The sequence below is a fragment of the Labrys sp. HAY1-8F genome (assembly GCF_056754975.1).
In genome coordinates this window covers 162,659-180,086 of the sequence record NZ_JBPGWZ010000002.1, presented here as the reverse complement: position 1 = coordinate 180,086, position 17,428 = coordinate 162,659, and the positions used below count along the sequence as shown (strand labels likewise).

General features: G+C 62.0%; 18 protein-coding genes and 2 tRNA genes. 5 read left to right on the top strand and 15 right to left on the bottom strand.

All coding sequences use genetic code 11. The annotated features are described in order from the left end of the window. The first annotated feature begins 158 nt into the window (after positions 1-158). Positions 159-326, top strand: coding sequence for a 50S ribosomal protein L33 (gene rpmG / locus ACR9ZN_RS09830; RefSeq protein ID WP_068297055.1), 168 nt, complete (start codon positions 159-161; stop codon positions 324-326). Between the two features lie 75 nt (positions 327-401). Continuing rightward, positions 402-1,010, top strand: coding sequence for an MFS transporter (locus ACR9ZN_RS09825; RefSeq protein WP_481272118.1), 609 nt, complete (start codon positions 402-404; stop codon positions 1,008-1,010). Positions 1,011-1,048: 38 nt separating this feature from the next. Here the strand turns inward: ACR9ZN_RS09825 and rpe are convergent, their stop codons facing one another. The 8 genes from rpe to ACR9ZN_RS09785 all read right to left on the bottom strand — a co-directional run bounded on the left by rpe (position 1,049) and on the right by ACR9ZN_RS09785 (position 10,013). Continuing rightward, positions 1,049-1,732 carry a ribulose-phosphate 3-epimerase gene (gene rpe, locus ACR9ZN_RS09820; RefSeq protein WP_454813840.1) on the bottom strand — a complete coding sequence of 228 codons (684 nt, stop codon included), beginning with the start codon at positions 1,730-1,732 and terminating at the stop codon, positions 1,049-1,051. A 29-nt stretch (positions 1,733-1,761) separates the two neighbouring features. After that, positions 1,762-2,706 carry a CbbX protein gene (gene cbbX, locus ACR9ZN_RS09815; RefSeq protein WP_454813839.1) on the bottom strand — a complete coding sequence of 315 codons (945 nt, stop codon included), beginning with the start codon at positions 2,704-2,706 and terminating at the stop codon, positions 1,762-1,764. A gap of 207 nt (positions 2,707-2,913) precedes the next feature. Next, positions 2,914-3,333, bottom strand: a complete 420-nt coding sequence (locus ACR9ZN_RS09810) for a ribulose bisphosphate carboxylase small subunit (RefSeq protein ID WP_434956280.1) — start codon at positions 3,331-3,333, stop codon at positions 2,914-2,916. A gap of 13 nt (positions 3,334-3,346) precedes the next feature. Continuing rightward, positions 3,347-4,807: a form I ribulose bisphosphate carboxylase large subunit gene (locus ACR9ZN_RS09805; protein WP_454813838.1), complete on the bottom strand. Its 1,461-nt coding sequence runs from the start codon at positions 4,805-4,807 to the stop codon at positions 3,347-3,349. A gap of 29 nt (positions 4,808-4,836) precedes the next feature. After that, the gene (gene fba / locus ACR9ZN_RS09800) at positions 4,837-5,919 is read right to left on the bottom strand and encodes a class II fructose-bisphosphate aldolase (protein WP_481272117.1); all 1,083 of its coding nucleotides are present in this window, start codon (positions 5,917-5,919) and stop codon (positions 4,837-4,839) included. A gap of 35 nt (positions 5,920-5,954) precedes the next feature. Further along, on the bottom strand, positions 5,955-7,988 hold the full coding sequence (tkt, locus tag ACR9ZN_RS09795; protein WP_481272116.1) for a transketolase: 2,034 nt from the start codon (positions 7,986-7,988) through the stop codon (positions 5,955-5,957). 74 nt (positions 7,989-8,062) lie between these two features. Continuing rightward, positions 8,063-8,938, bottom strand: coding sequence for a phosphoribulokinase (locus ACR9ZN_RS09790; RefSeq protein ID WP_434956276.1), 876 nt, complete (start codon positions 8,936-8,938; stop codon positions 8,063-8,065). A 13-nt stretch (positions 8,939-8,951) separates the two neighbouring features. Beyond that, positions 8,952-10,013, bottom strand: coding sequence for a class 1 fructose-bisphosphatase (locus ACR9ZN_RS09785; protein ID WP_481272115.1), 1,062 nt, complete (start codon positions 10,011-10,013; stop codon positions 8,952-8,954). A gap of 126 nt (positions 10,014-10,139) precedes the next feature. Here ACR9ZN_RS09785 and ACR9ZN_RS09780 point away from each other — a divergent pair, with 126 nt between their 5' ends. Beyond that, positions 10,140-11,075 (top strand): LysR substrate-binding domain-containing protein, encoded by a 936-nt coding sequence (locus ACR9ZN_RS09780; protein ID WP_481272114.1) that lies wholly within the window; start codon positions 10,140-10,142, stop codon positions 11,073-11,075. A 316-nt stretch (positions 11,076-11,391) separates the two neighbouring features. On the opposite strand, the gene ACR9ZN_RS09775 is transcribed toward ACR9ZN_RS09780, so the two are convergent. Beyond that, positions 11,392-11,760, bottom strand: coding sequence for a response regulator (locus tag ACR9ZN_RS09775; RefSeq protein WP_434956273.1), 369 nt, complete (start codon positions 11,758-11,760; stop codon positions 11,392-11,394). 219 nt (positions 11,761-11,979) lie between these two features. Between ACR9ZN_RS09775 and ACR9ZN_RS09770 the strand changes: the two genes are divergently transcribed. Together ACR9ZN_RS09770 and ACR9ZN_RS09765 are read left to right on the top strand one after the other, a co-directional pair. Next, on the top strand, positions 11,980-12,273 hold the full coding sequence (locus ACR9ZN_RS09770; RefSeq protein ID WP_434956272.1) for a DUF3572 family protein: 294 nt from the start codon (positions 11,980-11,982) through the stop codon (positions 12,271-12,273). Continuing rightward, entirely contained in the window at positions 12,273-13,541 is a 1,269-nt protein-coding gene (locus tag ACR9ZN_RS09765; protein ID WP_481272113.1) for a DNA polymerase IV, read from the top strand. The genes ACR9ZN_RS09770 and ACR9ZN_RS09765 overlap by 1 nt, the downstream gene beginning before the upstream one ends. Positions 13,542-13,729: 188 nt before the next feature. Here the strand turns inward: ACR9ZN_RS09765 and ACR9ZN_RS09760 are convergent, their stop codons facing one another. The 6 genes from ACR9ZN_RS09760 to ACR9ZN_RS09735 all read right to left on the bottom strand — a co-directional run bounded on the left by ACR9ZN_RS09760 (position 13,730) and on the right by ACR9ZN_RS09735 (position 17,313). Next, positions 13,730-15,430 carry an ArnT family glycosyltransferase gene (locus ACR9ZN_RS09760; protein WP_481272112.1) on the bottom strand — a complete coding sequence of 567 codons (1,701 nt, stop codon included), beginning with the start codon at positions 15,428-15,430 and terminating at the stop codon, positions 13,730-13,732. 77 nt (positions 15,431-15,507) lie between these two features. Then, a tRNA-Arg gene (locus tag ACR9ZN_RS09755) sits at positions 15,508-15,584 on the bottom strand. Positions 15,585-15,731: 147 nt separating this feature from the next. Then, entirely contained in the window at positions 15,732-16,037 is a 306-nt protein-coding gene (locus ACR9ZN_RS09750; RefSeq protein ID WP_434956269.1) for an ETC complex I subunit, read from the bottom strand. Positions 16,038-16,070: 33 nt separating this feature from the next. Next, positions 16,071-16,147, bottom strand: a tRNA-Pro gene (locus ACR9ZN_RS09745). Between the two features lie 96 nt (positions 16,148-16,243). Then, positions 16,244-16,663: a DUF192 domain-containing protein gene (locus tag ACR9ZN_RS09740; protein ID WP_481272111.1), complete on the bottom strand. Its 420-nt coding sequence runs from the start codon at positions 16,661-16,663 to the stop codon at positions 16,244-16,246. A 59-nt stretch (positions 16,664-16,722) separates the two neighbouring features. Further along, a complete protein-coding gene (locus ACR9ZN_RS09735) occupies positions 16,723-17,313 on the bottom strand; it encodes a cold-shock protein (RefSeq protein ID WP_441773061.1) in 591 nt (196 codons plus the stop codon). Positions 17,314-17,428 lie beyond the last annotated feature (115 nt).

Genomic DNA, 17,428 nt, shown 5'->3' with positions numbered 1-17,428 from the left:
GGCCCGCATGGCCGCACAATTCCAAGCAGCATGCGCTTCTTTTGGTTGACTTCAGCGCTTCCATGAGTAGTGTGCGCCAAGATTCAAAAGGGCCGCGCCATTGCGCGGCTTTGCTGCCTTAGCCGATACGGTCCGGTAGCAATATTCGGAGCATCACCATGGCCAAGGCTGCAACCATCAAGATCAAGCTGCTTTCGACGGCAGACACGGGCTACTTCTATGTCACCAAGAAGAACACCCGCACCAAGACCGAAAAGCTCGCAATGAAGAAGTACGATCCCGTCGCGCGCAAGCACGTCGAGTTCAAGGAAACCAAGATCAAGTAAGATCGGTTTCCGGATCGGAATCAAGGGCGCCTTCGGGGCGCCCTTTGTTTTGGTGATGCCCGCAGGAGGCTATCGGTGTCGACCCCCAATGAGACACGCAATACCTCGCGCGGTTTGGAGTTCTTCATTCTCGCCTGCACCCTTCTGGTCATCGGCTTCGGTTCGGGAGCCGCCTCGATCAGCCTCTCGACCATTTTTCAAGAGTTCGCGCTGTCCTACGCGATCATAGGCGCCGTCACTTCCGGGGTTTTCCTTTTCCTCATCCTATTCCTCGCACTAGGCGGACGGCTGCGTGCGCTGGTCGGCGACAAGCCCCTGCTGCTGGCCTCGACGTCCACATTCGTCGTCGGCGAAGCTCTGGCGGGACTTGCCCCCGATTTTTCCGTCTGGGCAATCGCGCGCCTGCTCCAGGGATCAGCAACCGGTTGCCTCCTTTCCGTCAGCCTTGCTTTCGTGGCCGACAGTGCGCGTCGCCAGTGGCGAGGCGACGTCATAAGCGTGCTGCTTGCCCTTTATTTCCTCGGCACGGCATTCGGCCCCGGCGTAGCAGGCTACATCACCGCGTTTTATAGCTGGCGCGACATCGCCTACGTCTCGGCGGCGCTCGGCGTGATCGTGCTCATCCTACAGGCCGCATTCGTCACGGCACCCAGGAGACCGGACATCGAGACCATTTTCGACTGAGCAGGCAGTCCGGGACGACCATCACGGTGGCCTTGCCTCTATGCCACCTTCCGAACGTGGTCCTCTGCTGCCTCGCGGATAGCGGCTATGTTGCGGGCATAATTCGCCGCCCCGCCCTGAAACACGGCCGATCCCGCTACGATCGTGTCTGCCCCGGCCGCGGCCACCAGCGCTGCCGTCTCGCTGTTGATGCCGCCATCGACCTCGAGGCGGATCGGCCTTGTCCCGATCATTGCCCGGATGCGCCGAATCTTGTCGAGCTGCGAGGTGATGAAGGCCTGCCCCCCGAATCCTGGATTGACTGTCATCACCAGGATGAGATCGAGGCGATCGAGCACATAATCCAACACGCTTTCCGGCGTACCCGGACAGATCGTCGCCCCGGCCTTGCAGCCGAGAGCGCGGATCGCCTGCAGCGAGCGATCGAGATGCGGACCGGATTCGGCATGCACGGTGATGATGTCGGCACCGGCTTTGGCAAAAGCCTCCAGATAGGGATCGGCCGGCGTGATCATCAGATGCACGTCGAAGGGCTTTTTTGTGTAGGATCTAACAGCTTTGATGACATCGGGTCCGAAGGTGATGTTGGGCACGAAATGCCCATCCATCACGTCGCAATGGATCCAGTCCGCCCCGCTCTCGTCGATAGCTCTGATTTCCTCGCCCAGCCGCGCGAAATCAGCCGACAGGATGGATGGCGCGATCACGATCGGTTCAGCCATGATAGTCTTCCTCTCATCTCCGGTATTCGTCAGGCATCGTCGCCATCGGGTTTCGCGTCCCTGGCGAAAACGCGACTCGCCAGAACATCCCCCGCCTCGATAGTCATGATGTCGTCTGACGTCAGCCGGCGGTCGAGGTCGTCGACGAGCCGGCTCGCCTGGCGCAGGCGGATGCGGTCGAGCGCATTGCGGATGGAACGGGCATTGGAGAACAAGGGCTGCGTCTTGCGCAGCTCGATATAGCGGATGAAGGCAGCCCGTGCCTCGGCATCGAAGCGATAATTGCGTTCCTGCAGCATCAGCTCGGCAATGGACAGCAGTTCAGGCTCTTCATAATCAGGAAAATCGATGTGGTGGGCGACCCGCGAGCGGAAGCCGGGATTGCTGGCGAAGAACTTCTGCATGCGATCCTCGTAGCCGGCGAGTATCACGACGAGATCGTCGCGCTGCGTCTCCATCACCTGCAGCAGGATCTCGATGGATTCCTGGCCATAATCGCGCTCGTTCTCGGGGCGGTAGAGATAATAGGCCTCGTCGATGAACAGCACGCCGCCCATCGCCTTCTTGAGGATCTCCTTGGTCTTCGGCGCGGTGTGGCCGATATACTGGCCGACGAGATCGTCCCGGGTCACCGACACCAGATGTCCGCGCCTGACGAAGCCGAGGCGATGCAGGATGTCGGCCATGCGCAAGGCCACCGTGGTCTTGCCGGTACCGGGATTGCCGGTGAAGGACATGTGCAGGGTCGGCGGATCGTTGGCCAGGCCGATTCTTTGCCGGATGCGCTCGATCAGCAGCAGCGAGGCGATTTCACGGATGCGCGTCTTCACCGGCTTGAGGCCGACCAGGTCGCGGTCGAGCTGGGCGAAGACGTCGGCAATGCCGACCGCCTCGAATTCCTGCCTGAGGTCGATGGTCTCGGCTGCAGTCGTGCCGGCCTCCCCGGGCTCTTTCACGGTGTTTGCATCGAGCATGGTGATCCTCGCGAAAGGCTCCGCCGCCCTATAGGCGACGGAGCAAGTTGTCCGGCGGGTCGCCAGAGACGGGAGGCACTGCCGTCACCAGCCGGACCAAAGCGTGTTGCGATTGGGCGAAATCACGCAGAATCGCAAAGACGCGTCGAAACCAGAAGCTTGAGCAAACAAGCGTTCAGTCACGAACGCGTTTTGCTCAAGGACACATCAACCGTAGCGCTGGCCTTCCGGCCGGTCGGCGGCGTAGCTTTTGGTGGTGTAGCGGATATTGCGGCCGACGCTTTCCTGCCGGTCGAGGCGGAAGCCGGGCTCCTCCGTCGGCCGATTGACGATGAAGGAGATGCGCACCGACTCCCAGCCATGGCTGGAGTCAAAGCCGCAGATGCGGATATAGCGGTCGCCATAGACGCGCCGGCATTCGGCGAGTTCCATCATCACGCCTGCCGCATCCCGCAGGTCGAACATCGGCAAACCCCACATCTCCCAATAGGTGTTGCGGGGGTGAGGATCGTCGGTGAACTCGATGTTCACCGCCCAGCCCTGTTCCAGGCAATACTGCACCTGCCGGCCGATCTGCTCGTCGGTGAGATCGGGCAGGAAGGAAAAACACCCTTGTGTGATACGCATCGTCTTTCTCCTTTCAGGCGGTGACGGCGACGGTGGGCACGAAATCCGGCGTGTCGGTGGATTCGTAGTTGAAGGTCACGTCCTTCCACACTTCGAGCGCCTGCTTGAGCGGCGTACAGCTATTGGCCGCCTTGGCCAGGATTTCCGGCCCTTCATGCAGGTAGTCGCGTCCCTCGTTGCGGGCGAGGATCATCGCTTCCAGAGCCACGCGGTTGGCGGTGGCGCCGGCCTGGATGCCCTGCGGATGGCCGATGGTGCCGCCGCCGAACTGCAGCACCACATCCTCACCGAGAAGATGCAGAAGCTGGTGCATCTGGCCGGCATGGATGCCGCCGGAGGCCACCGGCATCAGCTTGTTGAGGCTGGCCCAGTGCTGGTCGAAGAAGACGCCGTGTTCGAGGTTGGCCGGATTGAAGTCCTCACGGCAGATGTCGTAATAACCGCGCGTGGTGTTGGGATCGCCCTCCAGCTTGCCGACCACGGTACCGGCATGGATATGGTCGACACCGGCCAGCCGCATCCATTTGGCGATGACGCGGAACGACACGCCATGGCTCTTCTGGCGCGTATAGGTGCTGTGGCCGGCCCGGTGCAGATGCAGGATCATGTCGTTGCGACGGGCCCAGGCCGCCATCGACTGGATCGCGGTATAGCCGATCACCAGATCGATCATCACGATGTTGGAGCCGATCTCCCGGGCAAAATCGGCGCGCTCATACATCTGCTCCATCGTACCGGCAGTAACGTTGAGGTAGGTTCCCTTGATCTCGCCCGACGTCGCCTGCGCCTTGTTCACCGCCTCCATGCAATAGAGGAAGCGCTCCCGCCAATGCATGAAAGGCTGCGAGTTGATGTTCTCGTCATCCTTGGTGAAGTCGAGCCCGCCCTTCAATGCCTCGTAGACCACGCGTCCGTAGTTGCGGCCCGACAGGCCGAGCTTGGGCTTGACGGTGGCTCCCAGCAGAGGTCGGCCGAACTTGTCGAGCCGCTCGCGCTCGACCACGATGCCGGTCGCCGGCCCCTGGAAGGTCTTCACATAGGCCACGGGAAAGCGCATGTCCTCCAGGCGCAGCGCCTTCAAGGGCTTGAAGCCGAAGACATTGCCGATGATCGAGGCCGAGAGGTTGGCGATCGAGCCGGGCTCGAACAAATCGAGATCATAGGCGATATAGGCAAAGTACTGGCCGGGTGCGTTGGGCACCGGATCGACCCGGTAGCATTTGGCCCGGTATTTTTCCGCCGCTGTCAGCCTGTCCGTCCACACCACCGTCCAGGTCGCGGTGGAAGATTCGCCGGCCACGGCCGCCGACGCCTCGATCGGATCAACGCCCTCCTGCGGCGTCACCCGGAACAGCGCGATGACATCGGTGTCCTTGGGTTCATAGTCGGGCTCCCAATAGCCCATCTTCTTGTATTCCATCACGCCGGACCGGTAGCGATCCTTGCCGCGAACGGTTTGTGTATTCACGTTCATCTCGTCCTCCTTGGTTCGAGGGAATTGGGTTACGCCGCTGTCGCCAGGCCCGAGACTTTTGGTTCCAGGGCGCCAGCGCGGTAGCGCCGCGCCATTTCGGGCAACGGTACGACCCTGATCCGCGAGGCTTGTCCTGCAGTGCCGAATGCCTCGAAGCGCGCGCGGCAAAGGGTTTTCAGTCCTTCCATGGCGGGCTTCAGGAATTTGCGCGGATCGAACTCGCTGCGGTTCTCGCTGGCGACCTTGCGGAAGGCGGCGGTCATCGCGAGCCGACAGTCGGTGTCGATATTGACCTTGCGCACGCCATGCTGGATGCCCCGGACGATCTCGTCCACCGGCACGCCCCAGGTCTGCGGCATCTGCCCACCGAAGGCGTTGAACATGTCCTGCAGTTCCTGCGGCACCGAGGAGGAGCCGTGCATGACCAGATGCACGCCGGGCATGCGTCGATGGATCTCCTCGATCACATGCATGGCCAGGATGTCGCCATCGGGCTTGCGGCTGAACTTGTAGGCGCCGTGCGACGTGCCCATGGCGATGGCGAGGGCATCGACCCTGGTGGCGCGCACGAAATCCACGGCCTGGGCGGGATCGGTGAGCAACTGGTCATGGCCGATCTCGCCGACGACGCCGTGACCGTCTTCCTGCTCGCCGCCGCTATGTTCGAGCGAACCGAGCACGCCGAGCTCCCCCTCGACGGAAGCGCCGACCCAATGGGCAAAATCGACGACGCGGCGAGTGATCGCGACATTGTAGTCGTAGCTCGCAGGCGTCTTGCCGTCGGCCTCGAGCGACCCATCCATCATCACCGAGGTGAAGCCGTAGCGTAGGGCCGTAGCGCAGGTCGCTCCCTCATTGCCGTGGTCGAGATGCAGGCAGAGCGGGATCTGCGGATACATCTCCTCCAGAGCCTCGACCATCTTCGCCAGCATGATGTCGTTGGCATAGGCCCGCGCCCCGCGCGAGGCTTGCAAGATGACGGGAGCATCGACATCTGCGGCAGCCTCCATGATACCGAGTGCCTGCTCCATATTGTTGATGTTGAAGGCCGGTACGCCGTAGCCGTGCTCGGCAGCGTCATCCAGCAATTGCCTGAGGGTGATACGGGCCATGACAGTCTCCGTTGCGCCTTTTGAAATTTACAGACTTACAGGCCTTGTCCCCGCTTCTCCGACGCGAGCTGGCGGGCAGCCTCAGCGATGGTGGCGGCCGTGATGCCGAACTCCCGGTAGAGATCGCCCGCCGGTGCCGAGGCGCCGAAGCCGCCCATGCCGATGAAGACGCCGTCTTCGCCGAGCAGGCGGGACCAGTCGGCCTCGATGGCCGCCTCGATGCCGATGCGTGGCGCCGTCCCCAGCACGGCGCGGCGATAGACCGGTCCCTGCCTCCGGAAGAGTTCGAAGCAGGGCGCCGAAACCACCGCGGCTCGAATGCCTTCCTTCGCCAGGAGTTCAGCGGCCTCGACGGCGATCGAAACCTCCGAACCTGTGGCGATCAGCGTGACGTCTCGCTCCGCCGGCGGCTCGAACAGCACATAGGCACCGAGCGCGACCCCATTCACGCCACAGTCGGAACGCAGCGTCGGCAGCGCCTGGCGCGACAGGCAGATAATGGAAGGCTGCTTTTCGGCCGCGAGAGCACATTCCCACGCCTCCGCGGTCTCGACGGCATCCGCCGGCCGGAACACCAGGAGATTGGGAATGGCCCGGAGCGCGGCCAGATGCTCCACCGGCTGATGGGTCGGGCCATCCTCGCCCAGACCGATGGAATCATGCGTCATCACATGGATCACGCGCAGTCCCATTAGCGCCGCCAGCCGGATCGCCGGCCGCGAATAATCGGCAAAGGCCAAAAAGGTGCCCCCGAAGGGAATGTAGCCGCCATGCAAGGCGATGCCGTTCATCGCCGCAGCCATGCCATGCTCGCGCACGCCGTAATGGATATACCCACCGGAAAAATCCTCGGCTTGGACCGGCTGCAAGCCCTTCGCCTGCGTGAGATTGGAATGGGTGAGATCGGCCGAACCGCCCAGAAGATTGGGCTGGGCAGAAACGATCGCGTTGATGACCTGCTGGGACGCCTGACGCGTGGCGATTTGCGGACAATCGCTGGCAAAACGCTGGCGAATATCGGCAAGCGCACGCTTGAGCCCGTCGCTCAATCTGCCCCCTACCGCATCCTCGAACTGCCGCCTCTCCGCCTCGCCGACCTGACGCAGCCTCTTCTGCCAGGCCTTGTGCTCGGCCTTTCCACGGGCTCCGACAGCCAACCATGCCTCGCGGATTTCGGGTGGAATCTCGAAGGGCTCGTGCGGCCAGGCCAGGGCCTCTCGCGCAGCCAGGCTCTCTTCGGCACCGAGCGGAGCGCCGTGCACCTTCTCGGTGCCTTGTCGGTTTGGCGCGCCGAAGCCGATGATGGTCCGGCAAGCAATGAGCGAGGGCCTGTCGGTTGCCCGTTCCTCCGCAATCGCCGTCGCCACGGCCTCGCGGTCATGCCCGTCGACCCGGCGCGTCGACCAGCCGGACGCCGCGAAGCGGGCGAGCTGGTCGTCCGAGCAGGAAAGCGAAGTCGAGCCATCGATCGAGATCTCGTTGTCATCGAACAGCACGATAAGCCTGCTGAGCTTGAGATGGCCGGCCAGCGAAATCGCCTCATGGCTGATACCCTCCATCAGGCAGCCATCGCCGGCGATGACATAGGTATGGTGGTCGACGAGCTCCTCCCCGAAGCGGGCATGGGCAAGGCGCTCCGCCAGGGCCATGCCGACAGCCGTCGCCAGCCCCTGCCCGAGCGGCCCCGTTGTCGTCTCCACGCCTGGCGTGTGACCATATTCGGGATGCCCCGGTGTCTTGGAGCCCCATTGCCGGAAGGATTTCACCTCCTCCAGCGTAAGTTCGGGATAGCCGGTGAGATGCAGCAGGCCGTAGAGCAGCATCGAGCCGTGCCCAGCCGAGAGCACGAAGCGGTCCCGATCTGGCCAGGTCGGGTCAGACGGATCGAATTTCAGGAAGCGCGAGAACAGCACGGTGGCGACGTCGGCCATGCCCATGGGCATGCCGGGGTGTCCGGACCTGGCCCTCTCCACGGCATCGACAGCCAGGAAGCGCAAGGCATTGGCCATGTCGCGATGCGGCACCGAGGTCTCGAAAATGGCTGATGGCGTCGGGATATTCACGGGCATGTCCTCCCATTCCGCTGCCCGGGGCAGACGGTGGATTGGTTCACGGAAAGGCTCTGTGTCCTGCGGGCGCGCCTCTAGGCGGCTCGCTTCTTGCGTTCGACCAGTTGCAGGATCAGCGGCGTCAGGATGAGCTGCATGGCGAGATCCAGCTTCGAGCCATGGATGACGATGGAGTTGGCTCGCGACATGAAGCTGTTGGGGATCATCGACAGCAGATAGGGAAAATCGATCCCTCGCGGTGTCTGAAAGCGGATCACCACCATCGATTCATCCGGCGTCGGGATCCAGCGCGCGATGAAGGGATTGGACGTATCCACGGTCGGCACGCGCTGGAAATTGATGTCGGTGTGGGTAAATTGCGGGCAGATATAGTTCACATAGTCGGGCATGCGCCGCAGGATGGTGTCGGTCACAGCCTCGGTCGAATAGCCCCGCGTGCTGCGGTCGCGATGCAGCTTCTGGATCCATTCGAGATTGATCACCGGCACCACGCCGATCTTGAGATCGGCATATCTGGCGACGTCGACCTCGTCGGTCACCACCGCTCCATGCAGCCCTTCGTAGAAGAGCAGATCGGTGCCGGATGGCAGTGGCTTCCAAGGCGTGAAGGTGCCGGGCAGGGCCCCATAAAGAATCTCCTCCTCATCATCATGGACATAGTGCCGCGTGGTGCCGGTTCCGTGGTTGCCATAGTCGCGAAACAGCGCCTCCAACTCGGCGAACAGATTGGTTTCCGGGCTGAAATGACTGAAATGCTTGTTACCCCTGGCCGCCTCCTCGGCCATGTGGGCGCGCATCTCGGTCCTGTCGTAGCGATGAAAGGAATCGCCCTCTACGTAGGCCGCTTCGATGTTCTCGCGGCGAAAGATCTGCTCGAAGGTCCGCTTGACCGAAGTCGTTCCGGCGCCGGACGAGCCCGTGATGGAAATGATCGGATGCTTGATCGACATGGTATTTCCCAGCTCAGACGCGGAACAGGCCGCGATTGGCGAACAAAGGCGCCGAGGTCGGCGGCCACAAGCCCGGTCGGTTATGCAGCGTTTCCAAATGGGCGACCTTGGTCCTAGCCCCAAGGATCAACGGTACGCGCTGATGCAGCGAGGTTGCGCGGATATCGAGAATGCGGATCCGACCATTGGACGCCGCCCCGCCTGCCCTCTCCATCAGGAAGGCCATGGGATAGGCTTCATAGATCAGCCGCAGCCGGCCCTGCCCGTAGCCGGCCCTGGCGTCTGCCGGATAGAGATAGATGCCGCCACGGGTAAGAGCCCGGAAGGTGTCGGCCACCAACGCTCCGTGCCAGCGCATGTTGTGATCGCGCCCTGAGGGACCGTCGGCGCCCGCCTGGCACTCGTCGATGAAGGCCCGCACCGGCTCTTCCCAATGCCGATAGTTGGAGGCGTTGATCGAATATTCCGGCTGGTCCCCTTCCGGCAGACGGACATTGGCCTGGGTCAACAGGAACTGGCGGTTGCGGCGGTCGAGGGTGAAAACATCGACTCCCTCCCCGAGCGACAGCACCAAAGTCGTCTGCGGACCATAGATGACGAAGCCTGCAGCAAGCTGGCTGGTGCCGGCCGGCCATACCAGGGTACGATCGACCGCCGAGGCCAGCACGAATTCGTCTGGCGTCGGCACGATGGAAAAGATCGTGCCGGCCGGCATGTTGAGGTCGAGATTGCCGGATCCGTCGACCGGGTCGATGGCGACGCATAGAGGCTGGCTCGCATCCCAGATTTCCAACTCGTCGGCTTCCTCCGACGCGAAGGCGGCGATCGGGCAAGTTCGCAGGGCCTCCCGGAACTGGCGGTTGGCCCAGACATCCATGTCCTTCTGTTCGTCTCCCCCGGCATTGTGGCCACGGGTCTCCTCGGCGATCTCGGCGAGCGTGCCGAGCGAGACGGTTTCCGAGACTCGGATGGCGGCCGCAGCGAGACTGGCGACGACTTCGACAACCGCGGGCCTGAGCATGTCGGCACCGGCATGGCGAGCAAGATAGCTGTCCAGAGTCGGTTTGTCGGTCATCGGCATTCTCCCCCGGATGATGCCCCGTCCGGGGCACCGTCATTTCGTGATCTTTCGAGGAGCTTGACCGAAAATAGAAAATAATCGAAATTTTGTTTTCTTCGCCTTTGCGAAAGTTTTTCTTATATGGCCGTACGCCTACGAGACATCACCCGTCGGCAGCTTCGTGCCCTCGCCGCCATCGCATCGAGCGGCTCGGTGACGTCGGCCGCCAAGAATCTGCACCTAACCCAACCGGCGGTGACATTGCAGCTGCGCAACCTGCAGGATCTGGCTGACCTGCCCTTGCTGCAACGGACGGGCGATGGGATGATCCTCACCGATGCCGGCATCGAGATGCTGCAATTGCATAGCCGCATCGAGGCAGCCATTGCCGATTGCGAAGCCACGCTGAGCATCATCTCCGGAAGAACCGCCGGGCGTGTCTCGATCGGGGCGGTCAGCACGGCCAAATATTTCGTACCATTCATCATCGCAGCCTTCTCACGCGTGCATCCACGGATCGAAGTGACATTGTCGATCGGCAATCGTGCCGAAATCATGCAGGCACTGCGCGACTACAAGCTCGACGTCGCCATCACAGGCCGCCCTCCTCCCGACATCGAGGTCGAGACGCACCTGATCGGCCAGAACCCACATGTCATCATCGCGTCGCGCAATCACTGGCTGGCGAAGGAGAGAGGCCTTGCCGCGGTCGATTTGTCGCATGAGACTTTCCTCACACGAGAGCCGGGTTCAGGCACCCGCATGCTGATGGAGCGCCTGTTCGAGCAGACCGAACTTGCCCCTCATATCGGCATGGAATTCGACTCAAACGAGACGATCAAGCAAAGTGTGATCGCCGATCTCGGCATCGCCTTCCTCTCGGCCCATACGGTGGCGACCGAGCTGGAGGATGGCCGCCTCGTGATATTGGACGTGGCGGGCCTGCCTGTAACCCGGCAGTGGTTCGTGGTACGCCGGGTCGACAAGGTGTTGTTGCCTCCGGCCCAGGAAGCCTTGGATTTCATCGCAAGGGAGGCGTCTCAATATCTGCCGCGCCCGCTCCTCAGCCACGATTGACCTCAAAAAGGGGAATTTGTGGGATCGCAGGGATCTCAGCCCATAGGCGCTAACTTTGCGGAATTCGGTGCTTATCTGGTGTGTCGATCTCCAGATCGACCATCTTGGAAGCGCCTTGCTTGCTGGCGGGAAGATGCCGATCTGAAGATCGGCACACCTCGTTTCAGGCGCCTCCACTCGCAAAATCAGCACCTATGGGCATCCCTGCCCGCTCTCGGAAACACTGCGCTTGCAGGAAGAGCAGGCTGTCGTGAAATGCTCGTGCGTCGCTGAGATGAATGCGATCCCCAGAAATGCCTTGGCGACTCTCGAGGCCCTATTCTCCCAGGAAGCCGCGCACCGTTTCCAGGAACTTCGCCACCGAGATCGGCTTCGATAGATAGGCTTCGCACCCGCCCTGGCGGATGCGTTCCTCGTCGCCCTTCATGGCGAAGGCCGTGATGGCCACCACCGGGATCGTCTTTAGCTCGTCATCGTCCTTGAGCCAGCGCGTCACTTCGAGGCCAGAAACCTCAGGCAGCTGGATATCCATCAAAATCAAATCGGGACGATGCTCGCGGGCCAGGCTCATCACATTGATGCCGCTACGCGTTTCCACGATGTCATAGCCGTTGGCTTCCAACAGATCATGGAAGAGCTTCATGTTGAGCTCGTTATCTTCCACGATCAGGACTTTCTTGGCCATGGAGCCCCTCGTCTACGCCAAAGCATCCTGCGATGTGGCACAATAGCCAAGAATCACAAAGACGCGCCAAAAACAAAGAGTTAGAGCAAGGAAGCGTTTTCAGCAAAACGTGCTTTGCTCTAGAATGCGCTGCGGATATCGCGGCTGCGAATCTGTTTTCAACCACGCCCGCTTACTGGCACGTTGTTAGCAGTCAGTCCTTACCAAACGGGAAATCGAATGTTCAGGCAAACCGCCGGGCAGGCAGCCCAAAAACAACGCGCCGAAGAAGTAGCGACGGCCGCTCTCGGCTTCATTGCAGCGGACGAGGATCGCCTCAACGGTTTCTTCATGGCGACCGGCCTGTCACCCGACGAGATTCGCAGTGCCGCCGCCAAGCCCGGCTTTCTCGCGTCGGTTCTGCAGCACGTCCTCTCGGATGAGGCGAGTGCCGCCAGCTTTGCAGCGGAGAATGGCCTGTCTCCGGAAGATCTGCAACGAACGGCTTTCCAGCTCGGCATTCGTTGGGACTGATGGGCGCTCTCTGCCGCGACTGCCTTGGCGAAGCGGGCGAGGCAGATCGCTGCCCTACCTGCCGTTCGCCGCGCATTGTCCGGCATGCTGAACTCGAGCGGCTCGCCATCGCCCATGTCGACTGTGACGCCTTCTACGCCACCATCGAGAAGCGCGACGATCCTTCCCTCACCGATAAGCCAGTGATCGTCGGCGGCGCCAAGCGCGGTGTGGTCTCCACCGCCTGCTACATCGCCCGCACCTATGGCGTGCGTTCGGCCATGCCGATGTTCCAGGCGCTTAAGCTGTGCCCGGATGCGGTGGTCGTCAGGCCCAACATGGAAAAATATATCCAGGTCGGCCGCCAGGTCCGCGACATGATGCTGGCACTGACGCCGCTGGTCGAACCGCTTTCGATCGACGAGGCCTTTCTCGACCTCACAGGCACCGACCGCCTGCATCACGCCAGTCCGGCCCGTACACTGCTGCGTTTTGCCAACCAGGTCGAAAAGGAACTGAAAATCACCGTGTCCATCGGGCTCTCGGCCAACAAGTTCCTCGCCAAGACCGCCTCCGATCTCGAAAAGCCCCGCGGTTTTACCGTGCTTTCGCCGGAAGAAGCGCCCGAGTTTCTGGCTCCGCGCCCAATCTCCTTCATCTGGGGCGTCGGCAAGGCTGGAGCCGCCCGCTACGAGCGGGACGGATTGCGCACCATCGCCGACCTGCAGCGTGCCGGGGAGATTCCACTGATCCGGCGCTACGGCGTCGAGGGGCAGCGCCTCGCCCGCCTCGCCTTTGGCCGCGACGCCCGCAAGGTCGATCCAGAAGGCGATCGCAAATCGGTTTCGGCCGAGACCACCTTCGAGCACGACCTTGCCAGTGGCGAGAGCCTGTTGCCGATCCTCTGGCAATTGTCGGAAAAGGTTTCGGCCCGGCTTAAAAAATCCGCCATTGCCGGTTCCACCGTGACGCTGAAGCTGAAATCGGCCGATTTCCGCATTCGCACCCGCGCCCAGAGCCTGCACGAGCCGACACGCCTGGCGACACGCATCTTCGAGACCGGCAAAAAACTGCTCTCGAAGGAAACCGATGGCACGCAATATCGCCTAATCGGCATCGGGATCACCGGCCTCACCGACATGGCCGACGCCGATCATGGCGATCTCGCCGACCCCAACGCCAAACGCCTTGTCGCGGCCGAGAATGCCATCGACGCCGTCCGGGCGAAGTTCGGCAAGACCGCCATGCAAAAGGGCATCGCCTTCAAACCCGGCAAGGGCGAGACCTAAGGATTCATGCGTCGACAAACGAATCGAGCTGGCTCGACCTTTGTCATTGCCGGGCTTGACCCGGCAATCCAGTTCCTCCCTCCAGACGTCAAAGACGGGCTTCCTGGATGCCCGGGTCAAGCCCGGGCATAACAAAGGTGGCGCTTCAATTATGTCCGGACAATGCCTAACCAAGGCCGCAAGACGCGTTACGGGCTGCGATAAACGCCGATATCCAGCTTCTTGCCGCCGTTGATGTTGATTCCCGCAACCCTGGAAACCAGGTCGACCTTGGTCCCGTTCGCGGTGAGACGGGCCAGAAAGGCAGGCTCGAAGCGCTTGTCGACAAAGGCGGCCCGGCAGATCCCCTGCCCGATGAAGTCAGCCGCGCCTTCGGGGCTGGGCATATCGAGATCGGTACCGGCCAGGAAGACCAGGCTGGGCTCACGAAAGCCAACGCTCGCTGCTGCGACATGCGGGCATTGCGCGGCCTGGGCCGCCGCAGCCAAGCGCGGGCTGATGGCCATAGCCTGCAATTTGGGAATGGCGCCCGCATAGATGCCCCAATAAAGCAGCAGGCCGGTGGCGAGACATGCCAGGACGGCCTCCACGCCCCTTCCCTCACCCAGCCGTCGCCAGGCCAGCCATGCCGCCGCTACGGCCCCGATGGCGAAAGGCAGCGTCAGCCAGGCGATCTCGCTCTGATAGAACCACACCGCTCCGACCCCGACCACCGCCAGCACCAAGGCTAGCAAGGGGATCAGGCCGGCGACGATGCGCGCCCAGAGGCTTCGCGACAGCCCGTCATCGAAGACCGCCATGGCGATCAGAATCGCAATCGCCGGATAGACCGGCAGGACGTAATGCGGCAGCTTGGTTGGGAAGAATTCGAAGACGAGCCAGAATGGCACCAGCCAGGCGAGCAGGAAGATCACGGCCGGCCGACGCCGCTGATGCCAGACCCAGGGCGCGGCGAGTGCCGCCAGCGGTGCGAATGGCCAGAACGTGCCCCAGAACACGGCAAGATAGGTTCCCGGCCAGCCACCATGCGATTCCTGGGCGCCTGCCACCTTGTTCAGCATGTCCTTGCCGACCGATTCCTGCAGGAAGGCGCCCTTGGTCTCGATCATGATGCCGATGAACCAGGGGGATACCAGGACGAGCGTGACCAGGATGCCCCAAAGCCAGCGCAACTGCCCGAGCCAGCGCCAGTCACGCGTGGCAGCCACGGTTCCGGCAATGGTAAGGCCGACCAGAAGGGCGCCTATGGGCCCCTTGATCAGGATCGACACCGCCATGCCGAGCCAGAAAACGGCTGGAAGCGCGAGGCCCGCGGGCGCCGGATCGCCCCGGCGAGAAGCCGTGAAGAACCGGGCGAGCACGCCCACCATCGCCATGACCGTCAGCAATTGCGTCGCATCCGTCTTCGCCAGGCGCGCCTCGACACCGAGCAGCAGGCAGCCGGCTATGATCAGGCCCGCGAGCAAAGCCGAACGTCGTCCCGCCAGTGGGATTGCCGTCCACCAGGTCAGGAGCACCGCTCCAATCGCAGCGATCAGCGAGGGAATGCGATAGAGCCAGATCGTGGTGCGTGCCTCGGGAACCCCGAGGCTGGCGCCGAGGCTGACCGCTGCCGTCTGCAGCCAGTAGATACCGACCGGCTTCTTCAGCCTTGCCTCGTCCTGGAAGCGGATGGAGACGAAATCGCCGCTCTCCAGCATCTGCTTGGACGCCTGGGCAAAGCGCGGCTCGTCACGATCCATCGGCGGCAGACCGGTGAAGCCGGGCGCGAATGCGAGCAGCGCAGCCACCAGCAAAGCAGCGATCGCCAGCAGATTCGAGCCCGCTATGCGGTCGAGCAATCGTCCAGGGGTGCTGGCAGCTGCCGGTGATTCGGATAAAGCTGCCATGCAAACCTCCGCCGATGTGCGGGTTATGTCGGAAAACCGAAGTCCGGCTCGAGCCGATGGAGAAGACCGGCCTGGGATGGCGACCCCAGCAGGGCTCGAACCTGCGACCTAGCGCTTAGAAGGCGCTCGCTCTATCCAGCTGAGCTATGGGGCCAATCCCGACGCCGAGCGCTAAAGCGTTTTGCGATTTGACGCAATCACCAAGAAGCGCAAAGACACTTTAGCCAATCCATTGGATCGGCTGGAAACAAGGAGCAAGAGCAAACAAGCGTTCAGTGAGGAACGCGCTTTGCTCTCAAACTCAATGGGTCCACTGACCCACGCGCGAAACCTTGAAGTTGTCCGAATAGGACACGATCTTCGTCGTCGCTTCCTGCGGCTCGAAGAGTTGATAGGCGATGCCGTTGCGAGTGGCGTAGGCGATGGCCTCTTCCTTGGTCGCGAAACGCAGCTTGACCTGCTGCTTCATGTCACCCGAGGAAGTCCAGCCCATGAGCGGCTCGACCGAGCGCGGCTCTTCCGGCTCGAACTCCAGGAGCCAGTCCTTCGTCTTCGCGGAACCGGACTGCATCGCCGTACGTGCCGGCTTAAAGATTCTGGCTGTCATCGTTCGCCGTCCGCCTTTCGTCTCATCCATCCTTGGTCGGGGCAGCAGGATTCGAACCTGCGACCTATAGTACCCAAAACTATCGCGCTACCAGGCTGCGCCATACCCCGTTAAGGACGAATGATGAGCTTACTAAGGGGCTGCGCCGAGAACCGCAAGGGCCTGAACGGCCCGATTTCAAAAAGTTGTATGACCGGGGTACGCGGTCAAGGCTTGAAGATCGGGTAGCTTACCTTGTCGCCGGGCTTGATGCCCAGCTTGTCCGCCGTCCCCGCCACCACCTCCAAGACGGCGAGCACCGGCGCCCCGGACATGATGGTGCGCGTCGACAAGGGTTCGGCACGCTTCTCGATACGCTGGATCGTGCCATCGCCACGGATGAAGATCATGTCGAGCGACACATAGGTGTTTTCCATCCAGAACGAGGCGATACGTTCGGCCGGGAAGGGAAACAGCATGCCCTTGTCCGGATCGAGGCTGCGTCGGAACATCATGCCGCGCCTCTGTTCGTCCTCGGTGCGCATGACCTCGACCTGGAAGTCGCGCTCGCCGCCAGCTGTGGCGATCGACAAAGGCTCGAACACGCCATCCTCGGCACGCAGAGCCGAAAGACTAGCAATGCTCACAAACAAAGCGAGGATAGCGGCGTAAGCTATTGAAAGCGAAAAACTCTTGCGCATTTTCGTCAATGCGACTGCGGTCCAGTCGGTCCATCCGCAAGCTTGAGCTCGGCGGCCATCAATCCCTTGGGTCCGGTGCCGAAGCGCACCATCAGGATCTGACCTGGCTTCAGGTCCATGATGCCGAACCGCCGCAAGGTCTCCATATGGACGAAAATATCCGGTGTGCCATCGCCCCGCGAGACGAAGCCGAAACCGCGCAGGCGATTGAACCATTTCACCGTGGTTGGCTCGAAACCACCCGTCGGCGTCACCTGCACATGGGTGCGGGCCGGCGGCAGCTGAGCGGGATGCACGGCGGTGGATTCATCCATCGACAGGATACGAAAAACTTGCAGGCCCTTGGCACGCTGTGTGGCCTCGACCACCACGCGCGCGCCCTCGAAGGCCGCCTGGAAGCCATCCCGGCGCAAGACGCTGACATGAAGCAGAATATCCTGACCGCCATTGTCCGGAACGATAAAGCCGTAGCCCTTCGCAATGTCGAACCATTTGATGGTGCCGGCGACCTCCAGCAGGCCCGCCGGCCTCTCGTCCGGATGTCCCCCGGAGTCGTGAACTGGCTCGAACCTCGCTTCAAAATCGTTCGTACCCATCTACGCCATCCAACACATTGCCCACGGACTGGGCCGCCGCACGATTCTTGAGGCTGCTACGATAACACCCCCTGGCTCAACGGAAAGCCCGAATTAACATTTTTGTGCCTCATCT

Excerpts from the sequence above, each read along its gene's own strand:
- rpmG (WP_068297055.1), top strand. The coding sequence starts at position 159 with ATGGCCAAGGCTGCAACCATCAAGATCAAGCTGCTTTCGACGGCAGAC.
- rpe (WP_454813840.1), bottom strand. The coding sequence starts at position 1,732 with ATGGCTGAACCGATCGTGATCGCGCCATCCATCCTGTCGGCTGATTTC.
- cbbX (WP_454813839.1), bottom strand. The coding sequence starts at position 2,706 with ATGCTCGATGCAAACACCGTGAAAGAGCCCGGGGAGGCCGGCACGACT.
- ACR9ZN_RS09810 (WP_434956280.1), bottom strand. The coding sequence starts at position 3,333 with ATGCGTATCACACAAGGGTGTTTTTCCTTCCTGCCCGATCTCACCGAC.
- ACR9ZN_RS09805 (WP_454813838.1), bottom strand. The coding sequence starts at position 4,807 with ATGAACGTGAATACACAAACCGTTCGCGGCAAGGATCGCTACCGGTCC.
- fba (WP_481272117.1), bottom strand. The coding sequence starts at position 5,919 with ATGGCCCGTATCACCCTCAGGCAATTGCTGGATGACGCTGCCGAGCAC.
- tkt (WP_481272116.1), bottom strand. The coding sequence starts at position 7,988 with ATGCCCGTGAATATCCCGACGCCATCAGCCATTTTCGAGACCTCGGTG.
- ACR9ZN_RS09790 (WP_434956276.1), bottom strand. The coding sequence starts at position 8,938 with ATGTCGATCAAGCATCCGATCATTTCCATCACGGGCTCGTCCGGCGCC.
- ACR9ZN_RS09785 (WP_481272115.1), bottom strand. The coding sequence starts at position 10,013 with ATGACCGACAAACCGACTCTGGACAGCTATCTTGCTCGCCATGCCGGT.
- ACR9ZN_RS09780 (WP_481272114.1), top strand. The coding sequence starts at position 10,140 with ATGGCCGTACGCCTACGAGACATCACCCGTCGGCAGCTTCGTGCCCTC.
- ACR9ZN_RS09775 (WP_434956273.1), bottom strand. The coding sequence starts at position 11,760 with ATGGCCAAGAAAGTCCTGATCGTGGAAGATAACGAGCTCAACATGAAG.
- ACR9ZN_RS09770 (WP_434956272.1), top strand. The coding sequence starts at position 11,980 with ATGTTCAGGCAAACCGCCGGGCAGGCAGCCCAAAAACAACGCGCCGAA.
- ACR9ZN_RS09765 (WP_481272113.1), top strand. The coding sequence starts at position 12,273 with ATGGGCGCTCTCTGCCGCGACTGCCTTGGCGAAGCGGGCGAGGCAGAT.
- ACR9ZN_RS09760 (WP_481272112.1), bottom strand. The coding sequence starts at position 15,430 with ATGGCAGCTTTATCCGAATCACCGGCAGCTGCCAGCACCCCTGGACGA.
- ACR9ZN_RS09750 (WP_434956269.1), bottom strand. The coding sequence starts at position 16,037 with ATGACAGCCAGAATCTTTAAGCCGGCACGTACGGCGATGCAGTCCGGT.
- ACR9ZN_RS09735 (WP_441773061.1), bottom strand. The coding sequence starts at position 17,313 with ATGGGTACGAACGATTTTGAAGCGAGGTTCGAGCCAGTTCACGACTCC.